Source organism: Pseudozobellia thermophila, from assembly GCF_900141855.1.
Lineage (GTDB): Bacteria > Bacteroidota > Bacteroidia > Flavobacteriales > Flavobacteriaceae > Pseudozobellia > Pseudozobellia thermophila.
Window position 1 is genome coordinate 387,177 of sequence record NZ_FQYU01000003.1, and the last position, 20,513, is coordinate 407,689.

At 49.2% G+C, this 20,513-nt stretch carries 15 protein-coding genes; 4 read left to right on the plus strand and 11 right to left on the minus strand.

Going from position 1 to position 20,513, the window contains the following annotated elements; translation table 11 throughout:
• Position 1 precedes the first annotated feature (1 nt).
• Together BUB37_RS11540 and BUB37_RS11545 are read right to left on the minus strand one after the other, a co-directional pair.
• Entirely contained in the window at positions 2-2,236 is a 2,235-nt protein-coding gene (locus BUB37_RS11540) for a ligand-binding sensor domain-containing protein (RefSeq protein ID WP_072993702.1), read from the minus strand.
• Positions 2,237-2,407: 171 nt separating this feature from the next.
• The gene (locus BUB37_RS11545; protein ID WP_094766700.1) at positions 2,408-4,816 is read right to left on the minus strand and encodes a GH92 family glycosyl hydrolase; all 2,409 of its coding nucleotides are present in this window, start codon (positions 4,814-4,816) and stop codon (positions 2,408-2,410) included.
• A 170-nt stretch (positions 4,817-4,986) separates the two neighbouring features.
• On the opposite strand from BUB37_RS11545, the gene BUB37_RS11550 reads away from it, so the two are divergent.
• Both BUB37_RS11550 and BUB37_RS11555 read left to right on the plus strand, forming a co-directional pair.
• Positions 4,987-5,946 carry a D-2-hydroxyacid dehydrogenase gene (locus BUB37_RS11550; protein ID WP_072993724.1) on the plus strand — a complete coding sequence of 320 codons (960 nt, stop codon included), beginning with the start codon at positions 4,987-4,989 and terminating at the stop codon, positions 5,944-5,946.
• Positions 5,947-5,984: 38 nt separating this feature from the next.
• Positions 5,985-6,944, plus strand: a complete 960-nt coding sequence (locus tag BUB37_RS11555; RefSeq protein WP_072993727.1) for a metallophosphoesterase family protein — start codon at positions 5,985-5,987, stop codon at positions 6,942-6,944.
• Between the two features lie 26 nt (positions 6,945-6,970).
• Here BUB37_RS11555 and BUB37_RS11560 read toward each other — a convergent pair whose 3' ends face one another.
• The 3 genes from BUB37_RS11560 to BUB37_RS11570 are packed head-to-tail and all read right to left on the minus strand — an operon-like array spanning position 6,971 to position 10,506.
• Positions 6,971-8,143, minus strand: coding sequence for a dipeptidase (locus tag BUB37_RS11560; RefSeq protein WP_072993730.1), 1,173 nt, complete (start codon positions 8,141-8,143; stop codon positions 6,971-6,973).
• A 41-nt stretch (positions 8,144-8,184) separates the two neighbouring features.
• On the minus strand, positions 8,185-9,762 hold the full coding sequence (locus BUB37_RS11565) for an FG-GAP repeat domain-containing protein (RefSeq protein ID WP_072993733.1): 1,578 nt from the start codon (positions 9,760-9,762) through the stop codon (positions 8,185-8,187).
• Positions 9,763-9,786: 24 nt separating this feature from the next.
• Positions 9,787-10,506: a type ISP restriction/modification enzyme gene (locus tag BUB37_RS11570; protein ID WP_072993736.1), complete on the minus strand. Its 720-nt coding sequence runs from the start codon at positions 10,504-10,506 to the stop codon at positions 9,787-9,789.
• Positions 10,507-10,672: 166 nt separating this feature from the next.
• Here BUB37_RS11570 and BUB37_RS11575 point away from each other — a divergent pair, with 166 nt between their 5' ends.
• The gene (locus BUB37_RS11575) at positions 10,673-11,326 is read left to right on the plus strand and encodes an HAD family hydrolase (protein ID WP_072993739.1); all 654 of its coding nucleotides are present in this window, start codon (positions 10,673-10,675) and stop codon (positions 11,324-11,326) included.
• A 7-nt stretch (positions 11,327-11,333) separates the two neighbouring features.
• Here BUB37_RS11575 and BUB37_RS11580 read toward each other — a convergent pair whose 3' ends face one another.
• The 6 genes from BUB37_RS11580 to BUB37_RS11605 form a co-directional block, all read right to left on the minus strand.
• Positions 11,334-12,890 carry a hypothetical protein gene (locus tag BUB37_RS11580; RefSeq protein WP_072993742.1) on the minus strand — a complete coding sequence of 519 codons (1,557 nt, stop codon included), beginning with the start codon at positions 12,888-12,890 and terminating at the stop codon, positions 11,334-11,336.
• A gap of 10 nt (positions 12,891-12,900) precedes the next feature.
• A complete protein-coding gene (locus tag BUB37_RS11585) occupies positions 12,901-14,307 on the minus strand; it encodes a neutral/alkaline non-lysosomal ceramidase N-terminal domain-containing protein (RefSeq protein ID WP_072993746.1) in 1,407 nt (468 codons plus the stop codon).
• Positions 14,308-15,393: a sialidase family protein gene (locus tag BUB37_RS11590; RefSeq protein WP_212635286.1), complete on the minus strand. Its 1,086-nt coding sequence runs from the start codon at positions 15,391-15,393 to the stop codon at positions 14,308-14,310.
• Between the two features lie 72 nt (positions 15,394-15,465).
• Positions 15,466-16,515: a polysaccharide deacetylase family protein gene (locus tag BUB37_RS11595; RefSeq protein ID WP_094766701.1), complete on the minus strand. Its 1,050-nt coding sequence runs from the start codon at positions 16,513-16,515 to the stop codon at positions 15,466-15,468.
• 24 nt (positions 16,516-16,539) lie between these two features.
• Positions 16,540-17,940 (minus strand): PhoPQ-activated pathogenicity-related family protein, encoded by a 1,401-nt coding sequence (locus tag BUB37_RS11600; RefSeq protein WP_072993749.1) that lies wholly within the window; start codon positions 17,938-17,940, stop codon positions 16,540-16,542.
• 15 nt (positions 17,941-17,955) lie between these two features.
• A complete protein-coding gene (locus BUB37_RS11605) occupies positions 17,956-19,248 on the minus strand; it encodes a hypothetical protein (RefSeq protein WP_212635287.1) in 1,293 nt (430 codons plus the stop codon).
• A gap of 277 nt (positions 19,249-19,525) precedes the next feature.
• Between BUB37_RS11605 and BUB37_RS21955 the strand changes: the two genes are divergently transcribed.
• A complete protein-coding gene (locus BUB37_RS21955) occupies positions 19,526-20,476 on the plus strand; it encodes a PKD domain-containing protein (protein ID WP_072993752.1) in 951 nt (316 codons plus the stop codon).
• Positions 20,477-20,513 lie beyond the last annotated feature (37 nt).

Here is a 20,513-nt window from a genome sequence, read left to right on the forward strand (position 1 = left end):
CCTACTCGGCCATAGGTTCGCTTATCACCCCCAAATACCGGCCCATCCAATAGGGGAGAAGCCATATATCGCCTGCGGAGTATTCTGCCGTACCTTCGGGGCCCAGTTTGTCCAACCGGAACATATTGGCGTTATGGCGTTGAACAGGGCGTTCATCGGGGGGCAGCACTTCTTTTATGGTTTGCTTTCGAAAGTTGGGTTCGATAAATTCAATATCCTTTCGATGGCTGTTTTTGATGTTCCAGGTAATCAGGTCCATAGGATGCTCCCTAAGATACCAGGCTGCGTGGTCCAGGTCAAACTCGGGGGTTCCGGTAAGTGCGGTAATAATGTTCCAAGCCCCGTCCCTTTCCGGTCTTTCCGCTTCCCAATGGTCTAAGATCGCTTCTTTGTACTTGGTTTTCAAGGTATCGTTAAAGGCATAACGGTAAAGGCCCCAATAGCCGAGAAAATACATTTCGTCATCGCTGTGGTTCCACGATTCCGATAACATTTTGCTCCATTCGTCGGCATCTTCGGGGGCGCGGCCGATTTCCTTCATGGGGCGCATCAGGTTTTCAAGGTATCCGTGGTTTTCCATGAGGTCGAATGCCTTTTCCTTGTATTTTTCCTTTCCCGTAAAATGATATGCGGTCTGCAGCATGGCGATGATGTTGGAGGAATTGATTTTGCGGTCTCCCACCATTACCGGCCTTGCGTTTACATACTCGGGGTTCCATTTGCCCCAGGTAGTGGGTTTTCCGTCGAAGTCCACCAAATACAGGTCGTTGTCTACGATATGGCCCATTAAGGTATCGATTAGGGTAATGGCCCTTTGCTTGAGGTCGTTCTCCATCAGTTCGGCCATGACCCCATAGGCAAATATATGGCCTATGGCCTCGTCGCTGCTGGTGGTTGACTTCCAGTCCCATTCCGGGTCTTGGGTATGCTGCCACCTATCAGGGTCGTGCAGCTGTTCTATATACCCGCTCCGTTCAAAGGACCGGGATGGAAAACCGGGAACGTCGTTGATATTGAATAAGCGTTCCATGGCATCCATCGATTCGATACAGTTCTGTAAGGCCTCGTCGGACCGGGTCGTGGCATAACGGAAAACTTCCGCTGCGAGGTACATCGAGGTCCATAACCCATCGTTATCTGAATCTGAAAGCCTGCCCGTATCTACATTGCCGTTCTCCATGTCGTCCAAGGAGGCATTGAAGCCGAGGCGTATATGTCTTTTTCTTACCTGTTCTTCGTAGTATTGCGCCTTTTGGTACAGGGTCATTGGCCTAAAAACGATCTGGGCCAGCCCACCATCGGTTGAGATAAGTATTGAATTGTCTTTCCCTTTTGAGATGTGGGTCACATAATTACCGGGCAACCACCTTTTTCCGTAGTAATAGTCGAACTTTCCGTCGTCACGTTTCTTAAAGGCTCCCAGGGGAGAGCCGAACCATACATTGTCGCCTATGGTCTCTACCCAGGTGATTTCCGTTACGGGAAGCTTGTCTTGAATGGCTCCCGGTTGGGCGTCGATATCGGCGTCCATCATAAAATATCCCTTCGGTGTCCCTATGACCAATCGGTCGCCTTGCAGGTCAAAAGCGGTCATGCGCTCCTTCTTTTTCGCCGTTCGAAAGGTGTTCGTGGTAGCATCAAAAGTAGAAATACTGTTCTGTCCCAGTATCCAAAACTTGTTTGTCTCTTTCTGATAACGTATTTGTACGACGGAGTCGGTTTCCAATTCCGCTTTCCAAGGAGCTTTGTCCCTCGACAAAAACTGGAGGGTTTTGCCATCACTGATCAGAAAATCGAAATCCGTTCCGGCCTGGATCAGGTCGGCATGTGGAAGGTCGTGCCCCAGATAAAGGCTTCCGGCCCACGCGTTGCTTAGAACGGCCAGGTCGTCCAAGTATATGAATTGCTCCCTGTACAGGGTCATGGCGGCAATGTTCTTGTCGCCAAGGGGCCTGTAGGAACGGTCGGGGATCAATTGGCCATGATGAAGAAAATAGCCTCCGTTTGGGCGCAAAATACCGTCTTTTGACAACACTTGCACCACCCCGTTCCTGTCTGTAAATGCCATTGTCACGGCCGGACTCCCGAGCTCGTATTTTATACTGTAATCTTGTAGGTACAGGGAGTCTTTGTATACGGGCATCACCGCCGTAAGGTTTTTGTTTTCGACTGGGCCGGAGCAAGAGCCAAGGGCGATGGAAACCAGGGTGAAAAGGAGTATTCTTAGATAGTGCATGGGAGTAAGGTCGATTTGGTTAAAAGTTATTCGTTCAACAATGGCGCCTTGTGACAAGACGTAGGATAGCGATAACAAATAAACTAAATTCGATCACCCGAAGCCTATCATATTTTATGCCCTTTGCATGGAATATTTTCCCTTGGGGGCGATAACCCTATAAACATGGGGTTATGGGGTCATTGAGGGTGGGACACTTGCCGTGCCCCATTTTTTATTGGGGGTTGGTCCCATCTTGAATTCCAAGACGGCGCCTTTTGTAATTTCTTCGTGGGTGATCCAGGTTCTATTAAAAGGCTTTCCATTGAGTCGGGCCGATTGAATGTACACGTTTTCCCTTGAATTGTTCGATGTCCGTACCGTAAAGGTTTTGTTGTTGGGCAACTGCAGGCTCAACTCCTCAAAGAGAGGGCTGCCAATGGTATAGACCGTATTGCCGGGTGCCATAGGGTAAATGCCCATGGCGCTCAGGACGTACCATGAAGACAGGGATCCCATATCGTCGTTGCCGGGTAGGCCGCCGGGACCGATCCTGTAAAACTTGTCCATGACTTGCCTGGCCCTGTATTGCGTTTTCCAGGGTTGGCCGGCGTAGTTGTAGAGGTAGGCTACGTGATGGGAGGGCTGGTTGCCATGTACGTATTGTCCGATGGTTCCTACCACGCCAACATATTTTGGAGGGCTTATGATGGGCGACATTTCAAAGAAGGTATCGAGCTTTTGGACAAACTTTTGTTTGCTCCCGAACAGGTTTATCAAGCCTTTTACATCGTGTTGTACGGACCACAAATACTGCCATGCGTTCGATTCGGTGTAATGCCTATTGGGGCGTCTTCCGACCAACAAAGGGTCGAAGTACTTATAGTAACTGTGTTCCCCTTCCCTTACTATTTCCTGTGTGTTGTTGTCGATAGGAGGTAACCAAGACCCGTCATATTTTCTCGGTCTCATAAATTCGGTCTTGTTGTCCCAAACGTTTTTGTAGTTGTAGGCCCTTTTTTTGAACATTTCATAGTCTTTGTTCTTTCCCAAGGCTTTGGCCAATTGGGCAATACACCAATCGTCGTAGGCCAGTTCGAGGGTATTGGGTACGGCTTCGGTAACCTTGTCTATCGGCGCAAAGCCTTTTTCGAGGTAGTAGGTCAGCCCAGATCGCCCCGCTTCTTTTGGAACTGGTGGCTTGGGCAGCTCCAAGGCTTTTTTTCGCATAGCCTTGTAGAGAAGCTCAATATCAAAATCGCGAAATCCCTTCATATAGGCATCGACAATAATCGGTATCAGGTGATCACCGACCATAGATTCGCCATATACATTTAAAAAGTGTTGTGCCGGTAGCCAGCCGTAATTCTTTACTTTTTCTTCTATGGATTTTATGTAATCGTCTACGTGCTCGGGGGCAATGAGTGTAAGTAGGGGGTGTTGTGTGCGGTAGGTGTCCCAACAGGAAAAGGAGCCGTAAAAGTCAAAGCCTTCGGCTTTATGTATCTTTCCGTCGGAACCAAAATAACGGCCATCGACATCCTGTGAAATATATTGCGAGAGTAGCGAACGGTAAAGGGCCGTGGTAAAAACCTGCTTTTGTTCCTCGGTACCGCCATCTATGGTTATCTTGGAAAGTTCGCGGTTCCATATTTCACTTGCGCTTTGTTTGACCTTATCGAATTCCCAATCGGGTATTTCGGTCTCGAGGTTTTTTCTAGCGCCTTCGATACTGGTGTACGACAAGGCTACCTTAACCAAAATCTGTTCGTTTTCCTCGGTGTGGTACTGTACAAAGGCCCCTATTTTATCGCCTTTTTCGGCATCTTTATACGGAAATATGCTTCCGTCCGATTCAGGGGTCTTGTAACTGGCATCGAAGGTACCGTAGTAGAGAAAGGGCTTGCTGAACTCGGCCACAAAATAAACTTTTCCCAGTCCGGCCGCCTTGGCGCCTTCAATACGGTTGTCGCCCACAATTTTGAGTTCAGAAAGTTTTCCTTGGCTCATGTTCCCTATCTGGTGGCCCACATCGAGGATTATTCGAGAGGTTTTTGATTTGGGAAAAGTGTAGCGATGGAATCCAACCCTTTGGGTAGCCGTCAGTTCGACATTTACGTCGTAGTCTTTCAGTTTTACCGCGTAATAACCGGGGGTGGCCGATTCTTCCGAATGGTCGAAACGGGAACGGTAGCCCGCGTCGGGGTCTTCCAAGGTTCCGGGTACCACTTGCAGCTTTTGGTTGGTGGTCGGCATCAGTAGCACTTCCCCTCCGTTAACCATTCCCACACCGCTCCAGTGGGTGTGGCTGAACCCCATTATGGAACTTTCCGAATAGACGTAGCCTGCGCAATAGGTCCACCCTTCGGTATGTACATCGGGGCTAAGGTGTACCATGGCGTTGGGCAGGGCCGCCCCGGGATAGGTGTGTCCAAAAAAATCCGTCCCGATAAAAGGGTCAACATAGTCCACCGGGTTTTTGGTCTGCGATATTGCTCCTTGCCCGCATGTGAAAAACAGGATTACAAGGAGGCAATTCCAGAAAGTGGGTAGTTTTCCGGTCGTCTTCATGGCCAGGATCGTGAAAGTTTTAGTCGGCATCCAAATAAAGTTATTGAGTTGATTGACAAATATAACGGACACCCTTTTATCGGAGTGTTAAGATATCACGTGAATGAGATAAAATAGCAGAATTGGAAGGTATTTCTTAAGTCTTATATTTGTTTGATAGTGGTGTCAAATAAATTTAATACTCATTTTAGAAGTAATGTATGAATATAGTTGTACTTGATGGATATACCCTTAACCCGGGCGATTTGAGTTGGCGGAAACTTGAAGACTTGGGCACCTTGAAGGTATACGATAGAACCCCGATCGACACGAGCAGTGTCGTTGCTGCGATAGGGGATGCCGAAATTGTTTTTACCAACAAAACCCCCTTGCCGAGGGAAGTGTTGCAGCAGGTGGGGCATGTACGGTATATTGGGGTACTTGCAACGGGTTTTAACGTGGTCGACACCCAGGCGGCCAAGGCAATGGGCATGGTGGTTACCAATGTGCCCACATACGGTACGCAGACCGTGGCCCAGATGACCCTGGCCCTCTTGCTCGAAATGTGCCACCATGTCGGGGAGCACAACAGGGCCGTACATGCGGGGGATTGGATAAAAAGCGAGGATTTTTGTTTTTGGAACTATCCCTTGGTCGAATTGGAAGGAAAGACCATGGGTCTGGTGGGGTTTGGTCAAATAGGACGGGCCACTGCCCGATTGGCCCGCACCTTTGGTATGCGCATCATCACCACAGGGAGCCGCAGCCTACCCGAACCCGAAGGATGTGCCTACGTTTCCTTGGATGAATTGTTGGCCCAGTCCGATGTAATTAGTATGCACTGTCCGCTTACCGATCAGACCGAGGGTATAATCAATAAAAACAGCATAGCAAAAATGAAGGACGGGGTCATGTTCATAAACACTTCCAGGGGGGGCTTGGTGGTAGAGGAAGACCTCAAGGAAGCCCTTCTGGACCAAAAGATCTCGTTCGCTGCCGTGGATGTGGTCTCACAAGAGCCCATGAAAAGCGATAATCCCTTGCTGGGGGTAGAAAATTGCATCATTACGCCCCATATCGCTTGGGCATCCAAGGCGGCACGATCCAGGTTGTTACAAACAGCACTAGACAACCTGAATGCCTTCTTGAAAGGTAATCCGGTCAACGTAGTAAAAGCTTAGCGGTATGATATAAGTTAACCTCATTTAATCGATTTATCATGAAAAAGGACACCACGAACCAGGGAAGAAGATCATTTTTGTTGAAAACCGGACTGGCTGCTGCGGGAGCCTCCCTGATGCCCGTTCCGTCAACGGCTTCCTCCCGGCCCGGACCAAAAAGCAAGAATGCCTTTGAGTTCGTCTTCATGACCGACATCCACATAAAACCGGAAATGAACGCGCCCAAAGGTTTTCAAATGGCCATCGACAAGGCCAATGAAATGAATCCTGATTTTGTAATTACGGGAGGCGATTTGGTATATGATGTGATGCGGGGCAACTTCGAGAAAAGCGATTCGCTTTTTAAACTCTATGCCGACATGGCCAAGGGCTTTAAAATGCCCGTCTACAACTGTATTGGCAATCACGACCTGTTCGGTATTTACGAGGAGAGCCCGGAAGACGAGAGTCACCCCGACTACAAGTATGGTATGTGGGAGCGTTATTTCGGCGATACCTATTACGCCTTTGATCATAAGGGCTGGCATTTTATAACGCTTAATTCCTTGGATGTTACCGACAACAAGCGGTACAAAGGACATTTTCACCAAGAGCAGTTAAAATGGCTTCGCAACCACCTTAAAAATGTAGATCCCAAGACCCCCATTGTGGTAACCACCCATATACCCATGCTCTGTACTTTTTCGCAACTCAACGGTAAAGAGGGAACGCGAACGGTTAAAAATGCCGCCGAGGTCTTTGAAATATTCGAGGGACACAATTTAAAGTTGGTGCTGCAGGGGCATATCCACTGGAAGGAATATGGCTTTGTCAACGATCGGGTCCATTTTCTTACCGGGGGATCTATCGCCGGCAACGGTTGGAAAGGAAGGCGTCATAACACCAAGGAGGGTTTTGTGAGAATCAAAGTGGATGGCGATGAATTTTCATGGGATTATATCGACCACGGATGGGAAAGGGAAAGGTTGAAAATGGGGGTCGGGTCAGCCGACGATTAAGCTGTAGTACACTATTGTTCCAATGGCTACCTGAGGTTTTTCAGCATAAACCTTTTAACGTTTCCGCCCATGATCGCCCTTATTTCGTCTTCGGCAAACCCACGGTTTAAAAGTTCCTCGACCAACAAGGGTAGGCCCGTAACATCGAAGGGCATCGTAGCGCTACCGTCAAAATCGGAACCCAGGGCTATGCAATCGATACCTGCAATGGCCTTAACGTGCTCCATGGCATCCACTATCCCCTTTATTTCCGGGGCGGTAACCGCGCCCTTAAAATAGGCGATGCCTATCAAGCCCCCATGGGCCGCTATCCTGCGAATATGGGTGTCGGAAAGGTTGCGGGGGTTGTTTAAGGTGCCGCGAACCCCGGTGTGCGACGATAGTACGGGGCCGGTGCTTTGTGCTAAAATATCATCGATCATGGCGGGTGCCGCATGGGCCAAGTCGATAATCATGCCCAATTCGTTCATTCTTTCGATAACCTTGTGGCCAAAATCGGTCAATCCTCCTTTCGATACGCCATGGGCCGATCCCCCGAGTTCATTGTCAAAGAAATGTGTTGGGCCCAACATGCGTACGCCTGCGTCGTACAACCGGTCCAAGTTTTCAATTTGGCCCTCTAGGCAATGTGCGCCCTCGATACCGAGAAAGCCTCCGATTGCCTTGCGGTTCGATTTTCTTAGGGATATTAGGTTTTTGAAATCCGCCTTGCTTTTAACCACGATAAAATCGCCTTCAAAGGCATCGGCCATTTCATGAAGCTTTTGGCTTTGGTATTTGGCCCTTTCAAACAAACTGAACCAGTGCGAAGGGGGGCGGCCCTGTACAAAACTCAGCAGGCTTATGTTGTCGAAAGCGTCTCCGGTATTTTTAGAAAAGTTTTGGCCGGCCGGGGATTTGGTAACGATGGTAAAGGCTTGGAGGGCCATGTTGGCTTCTTGCATCCTGGGGAAATCTACGTGGCCTACTTCGTTTTTAACGGTTAGGTCGCGGTTCCAGAGCAGGGCATCGCAATGAAGATCGGAAATAAAGTCCAAGGAGTTATAGAGGGCCATGGCTTGGTCGGATACCGTATATGGAGGGGATTTCCTGACCTTGTTGTGCTTTTTGTCCAATAGGGGCGGTACGATGAGCACTGTGCCTATGTAGAGGACGGCAAGCACCGACAAGGCTTTTAGCGCAATTTTGAACGTTTTCATTACCTGCGATTTTTGTTTTTAAACTATACGCCCCGTTGCCACTAGGGCTTCATCATATTCTCCAACAGAATAACGGACGGACTTTCGCCCAACCATCTTTTGCTTAGGCCCGTGGTATCGCCCTTGGCCAAAAAATAAACAAAGGAACCGAGGGCGAGGTCCGTATCGCCATCCCCATCAATATCACCGGCATCCATTACGATCCATCGCCCTTTGGTCGATTCGGGGAAGGAATAGGCCTCGAAGTTGAATTGGCCCTTGTTCTCCAGATAAACAAAACTCTCTTCAGGACTGTTCCGGTAATCTGGAAAAAATGAAATGGAGGCGATGTCGATATCGCCATCGCCGTCAAAATCTTCGGGTATGGCATGGTAGGCCCCGTTGAGGTGAAAAAAATAGGCCTGCTCAAAGTTCATTTGGCCGTCACCGATAAAGATATAGATGCCGTGGTATTTTTTGAGGATGGGGGTCTTGTCGGCATTGTCGCCGCAGACATAGAGTACATCGTCAAGGCCATCTCCGTTAAAATCCAATATTTGAAAATATTGGCTCCCGAACAGGGGCGAAAAGCTCAGAAGGCGCTTTTCGGCAAAACTCCCGTTCCCTTGGTTTTCAAAGTAAAACAGGCCTTCGTCGCCTTGGGCCATAAGGGCCACTATATCGTTGCGACCGTCCTTGTTGAGGTCCTTGACCACCGCCCTAATGGCCCCTGGGGCATTTTTTAAGACCAAGGAGGCGTAGCCTTTGCCTTCTTTCTTTGTATACAGGCTTAGCTTGCCCGTTTGATCGCCGTATTCGCAAACGACCAGGTCTTCAAGTCCGTCGCCCGAAACATCGCCATAGGCCACGTGCACCGGCCGTTGTAGCCTCGAAAGTATCGGGACGGTTTTTAGTTGCCCGTCGCTATTATTGGGTATTTGTAAATTTTCCACCGAACCGTCCAAAAAATCGTTTGGAAAAATATTCTTGCCGACTGCGGTCAAATAGACGGCATCCTTTCTTTCCTCGAATTGAACGGGCGAGCCCAGGGCAAGCATGTTTTTCTGTACATCCAAATGCCGGTCGAGAAAACTGATTACACTGCTATTGGGTTTGCCATCGCTGAAAACGAGCCCCCGATTGTTCTTACGTATTTTGACCATCGTGGTCATCGGAGGGCGATGGGCGAAAGCTACCTCGCGGTATTTGAATTGCTTAAGACTTGGATTTATTTTGGTCGTTCTTCGGGGTTCGGGCAGGCTATCGGGTGCGTTTTGCAGGTAATAGGCTACGATTTTTGACCAGTCTGAACGGGCAAGTAACGGACGGTCGGGGTAAATGTTCGCTTTTTTCAATATCTCGGCGTTCCGGGGAGAACCAAAGATGCTGTCGGGTGGCGCCTTGCCTTCGAAGATGCCCAGGCGGTGGCCCATGGCGGGGAGTACATCGTGCTCCCAAATCGGTTTTGACAGTTCTTCGGGAGGAACATAGCTGTGACAAGCGGCACAATGGATTTTCGCCAATTCCTGGCCGGCCATTCCGGTTGCCCCGGGTTCGGGTATGACAGGGGCCGGGGAGGATTCGTTCTTGCACGAAACAAAGAAGAGGCAGCACAAGCCATAAACAATCAAATATTTCATAGGCGGTAGGGCTTGTGTTCCATTTTATTCAATTTTAACGTTGTCGATTTCTTTCGTCAAGCGATCGGTCTCGGTAAGGGCAACGATGATTTTCTGGTAGTGAAGAATATCCTCGAAGGCCAATGTTTTGCCCCTACGGTCTTTGAGCCATTGTTGGGCTGGTTGGTATTTGCCAATATAAAATTCCCAGGCCGTAAGGGGTACGTTCCCGAAATACTGCCCATCGTTGATCCAAACCCTGCCATGGGTATCATTTATGGCCTCATAAGGGATATCGGTCTTGGTAAGCTTTCGCGTAATGATATGGCTACCATCCTTGGGGTAGCTCGTGATGTACTTCTCTACTTTGGGCGATTGCAAGCAATGAATTTGGCGGAGCTCCCGGCCCAGTTGTACCAATCTCCAAAAGGCTTCGGGGGCTTTGGGGTAGGGCATCTGGCGAAAATCGATCTTTACATCCTCCTTCTGTTGTTTGCGAAAGGACATGGCATAGCCATAATCCAAGAGGTCTATGGCCGTAAAAGCGGTCTTGTAGTCGTCACGGAGTTCCGGACTGTTTACAAAGCAAACATTGCCTTCGGTTTCCCTTTCCGATATGAATGTTAGGCCCATACCTTTTGCGATTTTATCAATAATAGCGGGAGCAAGGTCCGGGATTTTATGATTTCTTTCCTTATTGCCCTGTTGCCCTTGGCCTAAAATATATCGTTGCGCTATGTTGTTGATATATTGCTCTAATATCATTCTCGAATTGCCCTTTTCAAAACATGATTAAAAATAGTTCGAATTAAATAGAAGAGGGGGCAAAATAGTATGGATTTTACACAAAATAGCTTAATAAAATACCCTTAAAGTAACTTAGATTTGACCAAGGGACCGGATTATCGCTGGTCAAAAAATGCCATAACCTATGATTTCGACCGTTATTTTTGATATGAACGGGGTGATTACCGACGATGAGGATTGCCATGAATTGGCCACCCAAAAGGCGTTTGGTGAAGCCGGTTTGCAAATGTCGCCCGAAATGTATAGAACGTACTGCCTGGGAAGAACCGATGCCTCGGCATTTAAGGAGCTAATGGCGGCCTATGCCATCGAAAATACGGAAATAGGCGAATTGATTGCCCGGAAAAAAGCGTATTATTTAGAGTTGGTTCAGGACAACCTTAAGATATTCGATGGGGTTATGGACCTGATCGAAAGGTTAAACCGAAGCTATACCCTGGCCCTGACTACCAGTTCTACCTTCGAGGAGGCCAGTGTTGTTATCGACTTATTGCAACTTCAGGAAGTCTTTAAGGTAAGGGTCACCTCCGAAGACGTAATAAAGGGTAAACCCGATCCCGAACCCTATCTGCTCACGGCAAAAAAGCTCGGTGTTCGGGCCCATGAATGCATGGTGATCGAAGATTCTGAAAATGGGGTAAAATCGGCCAAGGCGGCCGGTATGGCCTGTGTGGCCATAACGAACAGCGAGAAACCGGGGCAATTGATGCTTGCCGACCGGATCGTTTCGTCGTATACGAAAATTACGGATGGTCTTATAGCCTCCCTGTCCCCATAGAAGGGGCCTACTCCAAATCGTTGATAACTTCCAACAGGGCATTGTATATGATGGGCCCGGTTTCCGGCCCTAGGGAATTCTCCTCGCCATAGGTATCGCGTTCATCGAGATAGAGATAGGGTTCCTTGGTGTCCCACTCGCTTTTGGGTATTATATACCCTATTTCATCGTTTGAAAGGCCCAGGTAGAATTTGTACTTGTCCTTTATAAATTCCTGAACGGGTGGGGTTTCCACGGGAGGTATGTCGTATTCGCGTCCTTCGGGTGCCTCGACTCCCCCGTAAATGATCTCGGGATAGATTTCCCCAGGGATACTCAAGAACAGGGCGGGCCCCACCCGTATGGCCCCAACCTCGGTACGGGTCTTGAAATACTCGGGCATTCCCATTTTTATCAAACCGATACCGCTTGCTATCTTAAAGGTAATATTGTCCAAGGGGGGCATTATGGTCTTGGCCCGTAATGCTATAGAGGAATTGGTCAGGGTGTCTCCTCTTTTGCGCAAAGCCTCCAATGAATATAGCGCCAGTTGATTGCCAAGAGCCTTGGCCTTTTCAAAAGAAGGCGTGGCGTAAGGCTCGCCCGTATATGGGTCTTTGATGGAAATGGAGGGGTGGGGGGCCATTAATCCCCCTATGGCTCCCGAAAAATAAAGGGCCACACCGCCCAGGCCTTTTTCCTTCAGCTCGTTTTGGCTGTAAATCCCCTTTTCGATCGCTTCCCGAACGTAATGGGGGAAATCGGAACTGATCAAGAGGTTCTGGCTCCATAGCGTTTCGGGGTGGTTCGCCCAGTTGATAAGGGTGCCCAGGGTTTCGTCGGTATCGGCATCAAGTACTTGCATAAGATGGATGCCGGTAGCCTTGACTATGGGTTTTCGGGTGTCTTTTATCAATACGGAGTCTTTTTCCGACAGGTCTTCGGCAAAGACCAATTTGGCGGGACGCATATTTTTTACCGCATCGGAAATGGCGGCGACCGTTTGTGTCTTTACATATTCCATCATTTTCGGGTCTACTCCCGAGTTCAATGGGTTTTTGCCCCAAATGCCGATCAGGTCGTTGCTCTCATGGGTGTGGGTGGATGCGATCAAGGTATAGTCGATGCCCAACTCCTTGGGGATTCTTTTTCTGATATCGACGACATCGCCATGTAAAAAACCAATGGCGTCCAAAGAGACCATGGCTATACGGCTTTTGCCGTCGTCGAGTACCATTACCCGCGACCATACATCGTCGTGAACCCCTTGGGCGGGCTTGGCATTGCTCATTCCGGCAATCCAAAAGGCATCGAATTTACCATTGTTGTTATTGTCGTTATAGGTATCGCCGTCATCTTCATTGTATTTGTTGTCGCCATTGGCATCGTTCCAGGTATCGATGATTGTTGGGGTGATGGGGCGTTTTGCAAAACCGGCCCTTAGGGGTCCGGGCATTGGGTTTTTAATGGTCAGGTCGATACGGTAATTCGGGTGGCGATCCCGCCAGTTGTAGATAAAGATCCCGCCAATGGTCAGGACGGTCAAAAGGATTAAAAGGCCGAGTATTTTTAAAAATTTCTTCATGCTTGTATGGTTATAGTCGTGAGTTGGTGAGGGTGCCTGCGATCCTATAGTTCAGTTCCATTAGGTAATCGCCCATTGAAGGGCCGTACCATCCCATCAGACGGGGTTCGTAGTTATTGTAATAATAATATTTCTGGGGGACTATGTAACCGAGGTATTGGCCATTAAAACTGGTCAGTGCCGAGTTGTAGCCTTCCAGTTTTAGGGCGTTTTTAAGGTCCAATCCGTATTCGCCGCTCAGTTCGTAGGGCATGGCCAACCAAATAAAGTCGTTGAGCCTAAGGCCCTGTAGGTAAATCGATTTTAGTTCGGGCATCAAAAATCGGTTTATCACAGGCGATAACCTTCGGTTGTCCGACACGTAAAAGGCCTGTAGTTTTGGTGTTTGCAATTGCGGGGCGACAAGGGCCAGGTCCATCACCGAGTCGTGCACTATCCTGTTCAATACCCTTGCTGCCGAGTCGGCCAGGGTGTTGCCGATGTATTCGATTTTTTTGAACTTTTTACCCTTTCCCTTGTTCGAATGGCTTCCTACGGCACCGGCAAAGAACAGGGCATGGTCGATTCCCTTTGCCTCGAGTGACCGTTGAAAGTAACCCGGGTAGTCGGCGCTGAACCTATCGCTCCAAGGGCCGACGGTGGTGGCATGGGCCGAAAAAACGCCTACTGCCGCCTTTTTGCCATTGTCCTGAACGATCGATAACAGGGTGAGTTTGGAATTAAGCCGACCGGTTTCGCCAATGATCCGATTGCGTATCAAATGGGGCATGTCTATGGCCCCCGATCCAAATTGGGAAGGGTGTTTGCTCTCCAAGGACCTTAGAATGAGGGAGGTGAATTTATCGCTGAGCCATTTCACCACCTTGGGGTCATATTCGCCCGCGAAAAGCTCCCCGACAAAACTGGGCATGCAATTGCCTATGCTGGCATGGGTGTGGGTAGCGCCAAAGAAGAGCTGTTTTCGCGATATCCTGTTCTTTAAATTTTGGGCAACCTGGAGAACGACCGGCTCGGGTACCAATACCATATCGGCACTGATCAGTACAATTTCTTGGTTGCCTACCTGAAGTGATATGGCCTTCGCATACAAAGAGTCGTGTACCCCTTTTGCGTATTTTCCGTCGCCGTAGCCGGCCATTTTGACCGAATTGAATTCCCCTTTGGCCGCATCGGCGTTGCCACTGACGATCTTAGGTGTGATGTTGGTCTTAGAAAACCCGGAATAGAGCAGGCCTTCGGCCTTACTCATTTTTTCTACCTCCGCATCTATGTTTTTGATGGTAGTGCGGTAGTATTCGGTTTCGAAATAGGGGGTGGTATCGATGGCCTCGGTCGCAAAGATGAAGAGCAATAGAAGGGCGGCCAGCAGGCCTATAAAAACCCTGATCAGCCGCCTATGCCACCTTTTTGTTTTCATTTATTCGAGTTTTGTGGGGTCTAGTACTACATATTTGACGGTTTTTCGGTTCCATGTGTAGACGATGTGTATTTGGCCATTCCGCGATTGAATGACGGTAGGGTAGGAGTACTCTTCCCTTTCTTTGTCGGTGTTTTCACGTAAGGGCTCCAGGTCCAATACACGCGTCCATTTTTTACCGTCCGTTGAAAGGGCCACGCTTAGGGGAACGCGATCGCCCCAATTTTTGCCGGTGGGATTATAGACCAGCAGATGCCGACCATCTTTGAGGCTCACCCCGTCTATTCCCGAATTCGGATTGGGTAGGTCCGTAGCCTGCATGGCACTCCAGGTTTTGCCATAGTCGTCGGACCAATTCTCGGAAATGACCTCGTTTTCGGTTCTGTTGAGCAATTGAAGCTTTCCGTTTCCGTGGTTGAGTATGACAGGTTGAATGGCCCCGAATTTTTTCGGATCGTTGAGCGGCCCGGTCGTAGTCCATGTTTTTAGGCTATCCGTACTGGTTTCGACATGAACCGTCCACTCGCCCGACAAGGTCTCCATGCTCGAGGGCGAAAGTACGGTTCCGTCTTCGAGTTGTATGGGCTGGTTTTTGATCGGCCCCAAGATGCCCTTGGGCAGTTTGACGGGGTCGGACCAGGTTTTGCCGTCGTCCTCCGAAACCATATACAGGCCCCACCATTCTTGCGGACTCGGGCCCACCTTGTAGAACAGGTAGAGGGGGGCGTTCTCGGGTTTGAACAGTACGGGGTTCCAACAGGCGTATCGGGTAACTCCGTCTTCCTGGACTCCGTTGGCCACTTCCACCGGGGTCGACCATTTGCCGTTTGCCTTTCTGGAAACCCAAATGCCCACGTCGTCATTTTTTTCCTTGGTACCACCAAACCAAGAAGCGACCACTACTCCGTTGCTTTTTTCTACGGTCGATGCATGGGCCTCAAGGGTAGGGGCGTTCTCGATTTCGTAAATAAACTCTTCGGTAATCACGGCAGCATGTTCTATGGGCAGGTTTTTAGGAAGTTCAAACGGTTTCTCTTTACAACATACGATTAAAGATACGGCCATAAATAAGGAAAAATACTTCATCGGTCTAGTGTTAGTGCTTTTTAGTAATAATTGTACGTTAAATCGCCTGTTTAAAAGAACCTCAAACCGAGGTTAGCGGTCTTTATGCCGTTGCATAATTTCCTTCCAGTTGGTAAAGATGATTCCCTCATCCTCAAAAAACTGCTTAAGGTCGGGATCGGAGAACATTTCGGCCTCCCATACGCGCTGTTGCCATGAATTGGTTATGCCCTTAAGGTTCTCCGTTAATACGGATGGATGAAAGATAATCTCGGTCAGTCCCGGTTTTAAGGAAGCTATCAATTCTTTGAAATTGGAAACCTTCTCTTCATAGGTCTTGCCTTTTGGGGCACTGCTGAAATAGTCGAGCTTTGGCATTTTGTAATCGGCCACCATTTGAACAACGGCATCGTTCAAGGGATAGCCCTGGCGGCGGAATTCGCTGACCACTTCTTCGTCGGACAGGTCGATAATGTTCGCCTGAATGCCGTATTCTTCCGCTACTTTTATATACACTTCTACATAGCTTGGATCGGCATATAGGGTTCCCATGTGCGTGTCGATGTGGTCTGGGCGATGCCCCCAGGCCAGCGATTGCTCGATTTGGGCCCTGATTTCCTTTTCTACTTCCTGGGCCGAGGCGTGTTGCACCACTTGCACCACCTTGTGCCACATCATCTGTGTTTCGTCCAGAAGTCCGGGTACCTCCTTGGCATCGGTTACAGTACCCCAGCGATGGGTTTTCCATTCACTGGTCAATGTGAGGTGCAGTCCCACGTCCATTTTCGGGTTTTTCTTGGCCCAGGCGATAAATTCCTCGGCATTGGGACAGGGAACCATAACCGCCGCCGACTGAATGTCGCCATTGACCAGTTGTTTTTCGGCTGCGATATTGGCCTCGGGGCACATACCGATATCGTCGGCATGGAGTATGACGACCTTTTTGCCGGCTGGCCAGCCGAGTTTTTCGGCCCAGGTTTGCGGGGCAGCCTCCTTTTGGTTGGAGGCTATTGCGGTAGCGGCGTCCTTTTTTGCCTCTTTACAGCCCCCAAGCAGGCCCGTTGCCAAAAAACATATGAAGAGCCCCTTGCCCCATATATTTTTTTTGAAAAACTGTGTAAAGGCGTTCGTGTTTATATGCATGTCTTTCTTCTTTTGGGTTGGGTTTTAAAGAACTTCGTCGTCGTCGGCCAGGTACATGCGTGTACTCTTGGTATAGGTGCCTCCGTTGGCGTCCTTATATTCCATATCGATATAAAAAGCTTTGTAACCGGCGTCGGGAAACCTGATTTTTTGGGTGACGGTACCGTCGTCCGATGGTTTTAAAGGGATCGACTTCCATTCTTCGTCCCTAAAATCCCTATCGGTGCTGTTGGTCGACCATAGAAAGGCCGATACCAGGTTATCGGTTTTGGATCCCACCGACAAGGTAGCGGTACTATCGTCGAATTGAAGGTTATAGGTGAGGTCGTCATATGGTTTTTTGGCCAAGGTTTGGCCCCAGAAACCGCTGAGAGCCTTTAGGGCTCTTTCCCCACCATCTAAATTGTGTCCGGCGTTGGGCGTATAGTGAATGTAATTTTCACCGGGGATATCGTCGATGTAATTCTTTATGGCGTCGACGGGCCAGTACTCGTCGTTGGTACCAATAAAAATAATTTTTGGCATGGTGAGGTCGGCCCGGTACGAATAAGGGTCGATCATTTGTGTCAATGCCTGGCCATCTTCGGAATTGACCGTTTGCGGAATTTCCAGTTTGATATAGTCGTTGATCTGTACACTGTATTCGTTCCATGCCTCAATGTGGTAATCGAGGCTTACGGGCATGTTCAGTACGTCGATGACCATGGGGGCAATGGCCTCTACCCGTTGGTCACTGGCACCCGTCAACCAAGTGGTCCAACCTCTTTTGGATGCCCCGGTAACGGTAAAGCGATTGACTTCCTTGTCGATGCCCTTTGAAAATTCCTGTACGGCATCCATGGCCCTTACGGCACTTTTTACCATAGGGAATAGCAGGGGCCATGTATAGTCCTTGTCCTTCTTGAAGTTGTGCAGGGTAAAGGAGATCAATTGGTCTTCGACCAGGTCGCCCTCGTACAGCGGTTGCATGGGCACTTGGCGAATGATGGCCGCAATGGCCTTGTTTTTGGCGGCCATCAAGGCCATGGGCGCTACCTTGTCGTCCTTGTCCAAGGACTTCCATTTCGGTTCCCCGTCCTTGACGCTACCGCCGGTAATAAAGAGTAGGGCGCCGTCGTACGAAACGTTATCGGGCACCAATATGGTAAGTTGGTGTTTCCAGGTATGTTCCCTCCATTTTTGGGAGGTCAACAATAGGTCGTAAGCCATGGTTCCGTCCAGGTCAAAAGAATCCTTTACGGTCCACTCGTAAGCCCCATCTTCGGTATCGAGATAATTTTCGAGGGCCGTTTCGGGGGTAACCTCGGGTACGTTCTCCGATTTAAGGCCCATCGTATCTTTCTTGGCCTGTTTACAGGAAAATAAGCTAGCCCCGACCACTACCAGGCAGAGGAGCAATTTGTTCAATGTAAGGGTTGTTTTCATTTGTTGATTTATTTCTTATTTCTGAGGTTTAGGACTTTTTTCAATCAGGTCTAGGGCTTCCTTGATGAATATTTCCCCGGTCATTTCGCCCAAACTGGTCCTCGACACATACTTGTATCTATCAAAGCTATCAAAGTCTTCCTTGGTAAGTATGTAGCCGAAGGCATCGTTGGTCAGGCCAAAGAGAAAAGGGTGTGGGGTCGGCATGTTTCTTTTCAGGTAGTACCCGATATTGGGTAGGGCCTCGCCCGGTATGGTCAGTATCTGTGCAGTGCCCAGGTTGACGAGGTTGACGGTGGCAACGACCGATTTCCCGTCTTCGGAACCCATGCCCAGGGGGGAATGCTGAAGTATAAAGCGCATCATTTCCGATTCAATGGGAAATTCGACCTCTTTATGCGTACAGTAGAGGCCGGCATTTTTTTGAATGGGGGCATCGGCCACGATCCTTAGGGCCTCGTCGGCCAAAAGATAGCCGATTCTCTGGCATTCCCTCCAATCGTTGGCCTCCTTTCCGTTTTCCAGACGATTGTCCGCAGTGACCATACCGCCTTGGGCGCCGTTCATAAAGAGGGCCATACCTCCGGTTCTGTTTTCTATCCTTTCGTTTAGGGGACCGACGAGGTCGGGACTCAGTATACCCCGTTTGTTGCCGATTACTTCGGGGTGGATCGCGTAGTTGACCAAGGTCGCAATGACCTTGCCCTTCGCTTCACCGGCAGTCCCTATGGCCTGTATAACCCCGCATCTGGGGTCATAAAGTTCGGGAGCGTAGTAATTGTAGGCGATCTTGCCCTTCGCTTCGCCAATGGCGATTTTCAGGTGGGCCGGCTGAAGCTTGGATTGCGCCTCGTTTACGGCTTGGGCTATTTGCCCGGCACACCACTCCAAATATTCGAGGTCGGCGGCGTTCTTGCCCTCCGCATCGGGAAAGGCATAGGCATCCGGGGCACTGTGGGTATGGGTAGCGCCAATGAGGATGTTTTTGGCGGGTATGTCTTTTATCAATTTTCTTGATTTGTCCCCCAAGGCCGCAGGCCAGCCCAAATTGTCAACGGATACGATGGCTACCTTTTCTCCTCCCTTGACGAGGACAAGGACCCTGGCAAACAGGTCCCCTTGTCGGGTGTCGGCGGGTTTAGGCGCTCCCACACCCCCCGATACCGGTAGCAATGGATCGGGTGTGAGCAGGCGTTTGGCCGATCCTGCAAGTAGTTCTTGCGCCCCAAGGTTCAACGAGATCATTAATACCGTCAGAAGGGACAGGATGGTCCGTTCATTTAAACTTAATCGTAGCTTAACCTTCATTTAAATGTTAAAATAATAATGGTTTTGTTAATTTTTGGTATATGAGGCTCACGGGTCATTTTGTAAAAATATGTTTAAAAAAATAAACTGTTGGATAAGATATTATCATTAATTAATAAAATAATTGAAATTTCTTTAATGGCAAAAATATAGATTTGGATGGTGGTTATAGGAATAATTAACAGTTGTTGGTCTGTTGCCCACCTTTTGCGAACTCCCCCCTTGCAATAACTAGTTGGACAGTTTGGTCCTGGATACAATCTAAAATTGACTCGACATGAGATACACGTACCAAAAATCAATTTTAACGGCCTTGTTCTTGGCGCTTTTTCTTTTTGTTTCATGTGATTCGGATGACGATTCCGGCCAAGGGGTTTTTCCCTTATCGGCCGATATTTTCAACTCGGTCAATGGAAAAAGGGTAGCTTTTCAGGGGTTGACCCACAGTGCGGTTTCATGGTTATGGGATTTTGGCGATGGAACCACGAGCACGGAACAAAATCCGGTTCACGTTTACCCCGAGTCCGGGTATTATACGGCTACCCTAACGGCCACCGATGCCAATGGGGCGACGGTGACCAAAGAGGTGAACCTTGCGCTCGACATTACCCCCTACGTGCTACTGACCGGGGGAGCCACGGCCGAGGGAGGAAAGACTTGGCGGCTTTCCAGTGGCCATTCCGATAACGATTACTTTGCCAATGCCGATGCCGATCTTAGCCCTTTCGATGGGGCGCCGAACCCGCTTCCCTCGGGTATCTTCGGTGCGGGTCTGGGCATGGCCGAGGTGTACGAAGACGAATTTACCTTTCATTATGACGGAAGCTATGAAATGGATCTGAAAGGCGATGGGGCCGCTTTTAGCGGGTTGCTGTACCAATTCGTTGCCAACGGAGGAGCGGATATCGTCAATGACGGCGGGGCCGATTTCGGACTTTGTACGGCCTCCTTTACGCCCGGGGCGGAGGCAAGTTTTGTCTATGCGGAAAACGAGGACCTTGAAATCGCATCGGTCTATGGACCCGGTGGGGCATTGACCTTCGAAGGGGTCAGTACCCTGTCCTTCTCCGACAATGCCTTTGTGGGATTGCTGGATTTTGAAAATCGGGTGATCATTCAGGATATCACGGACAGTTCAATGCGTTTGGTCATGTTCTTGGCAGCATCGCAAGATTATATAGGTGTAAACACAAACGCCGTTGTGGTGACCTTCGAGGTCGTACGGTAGTTACGTTTTGCCAATTCCAACATAAAAACCAGACTAT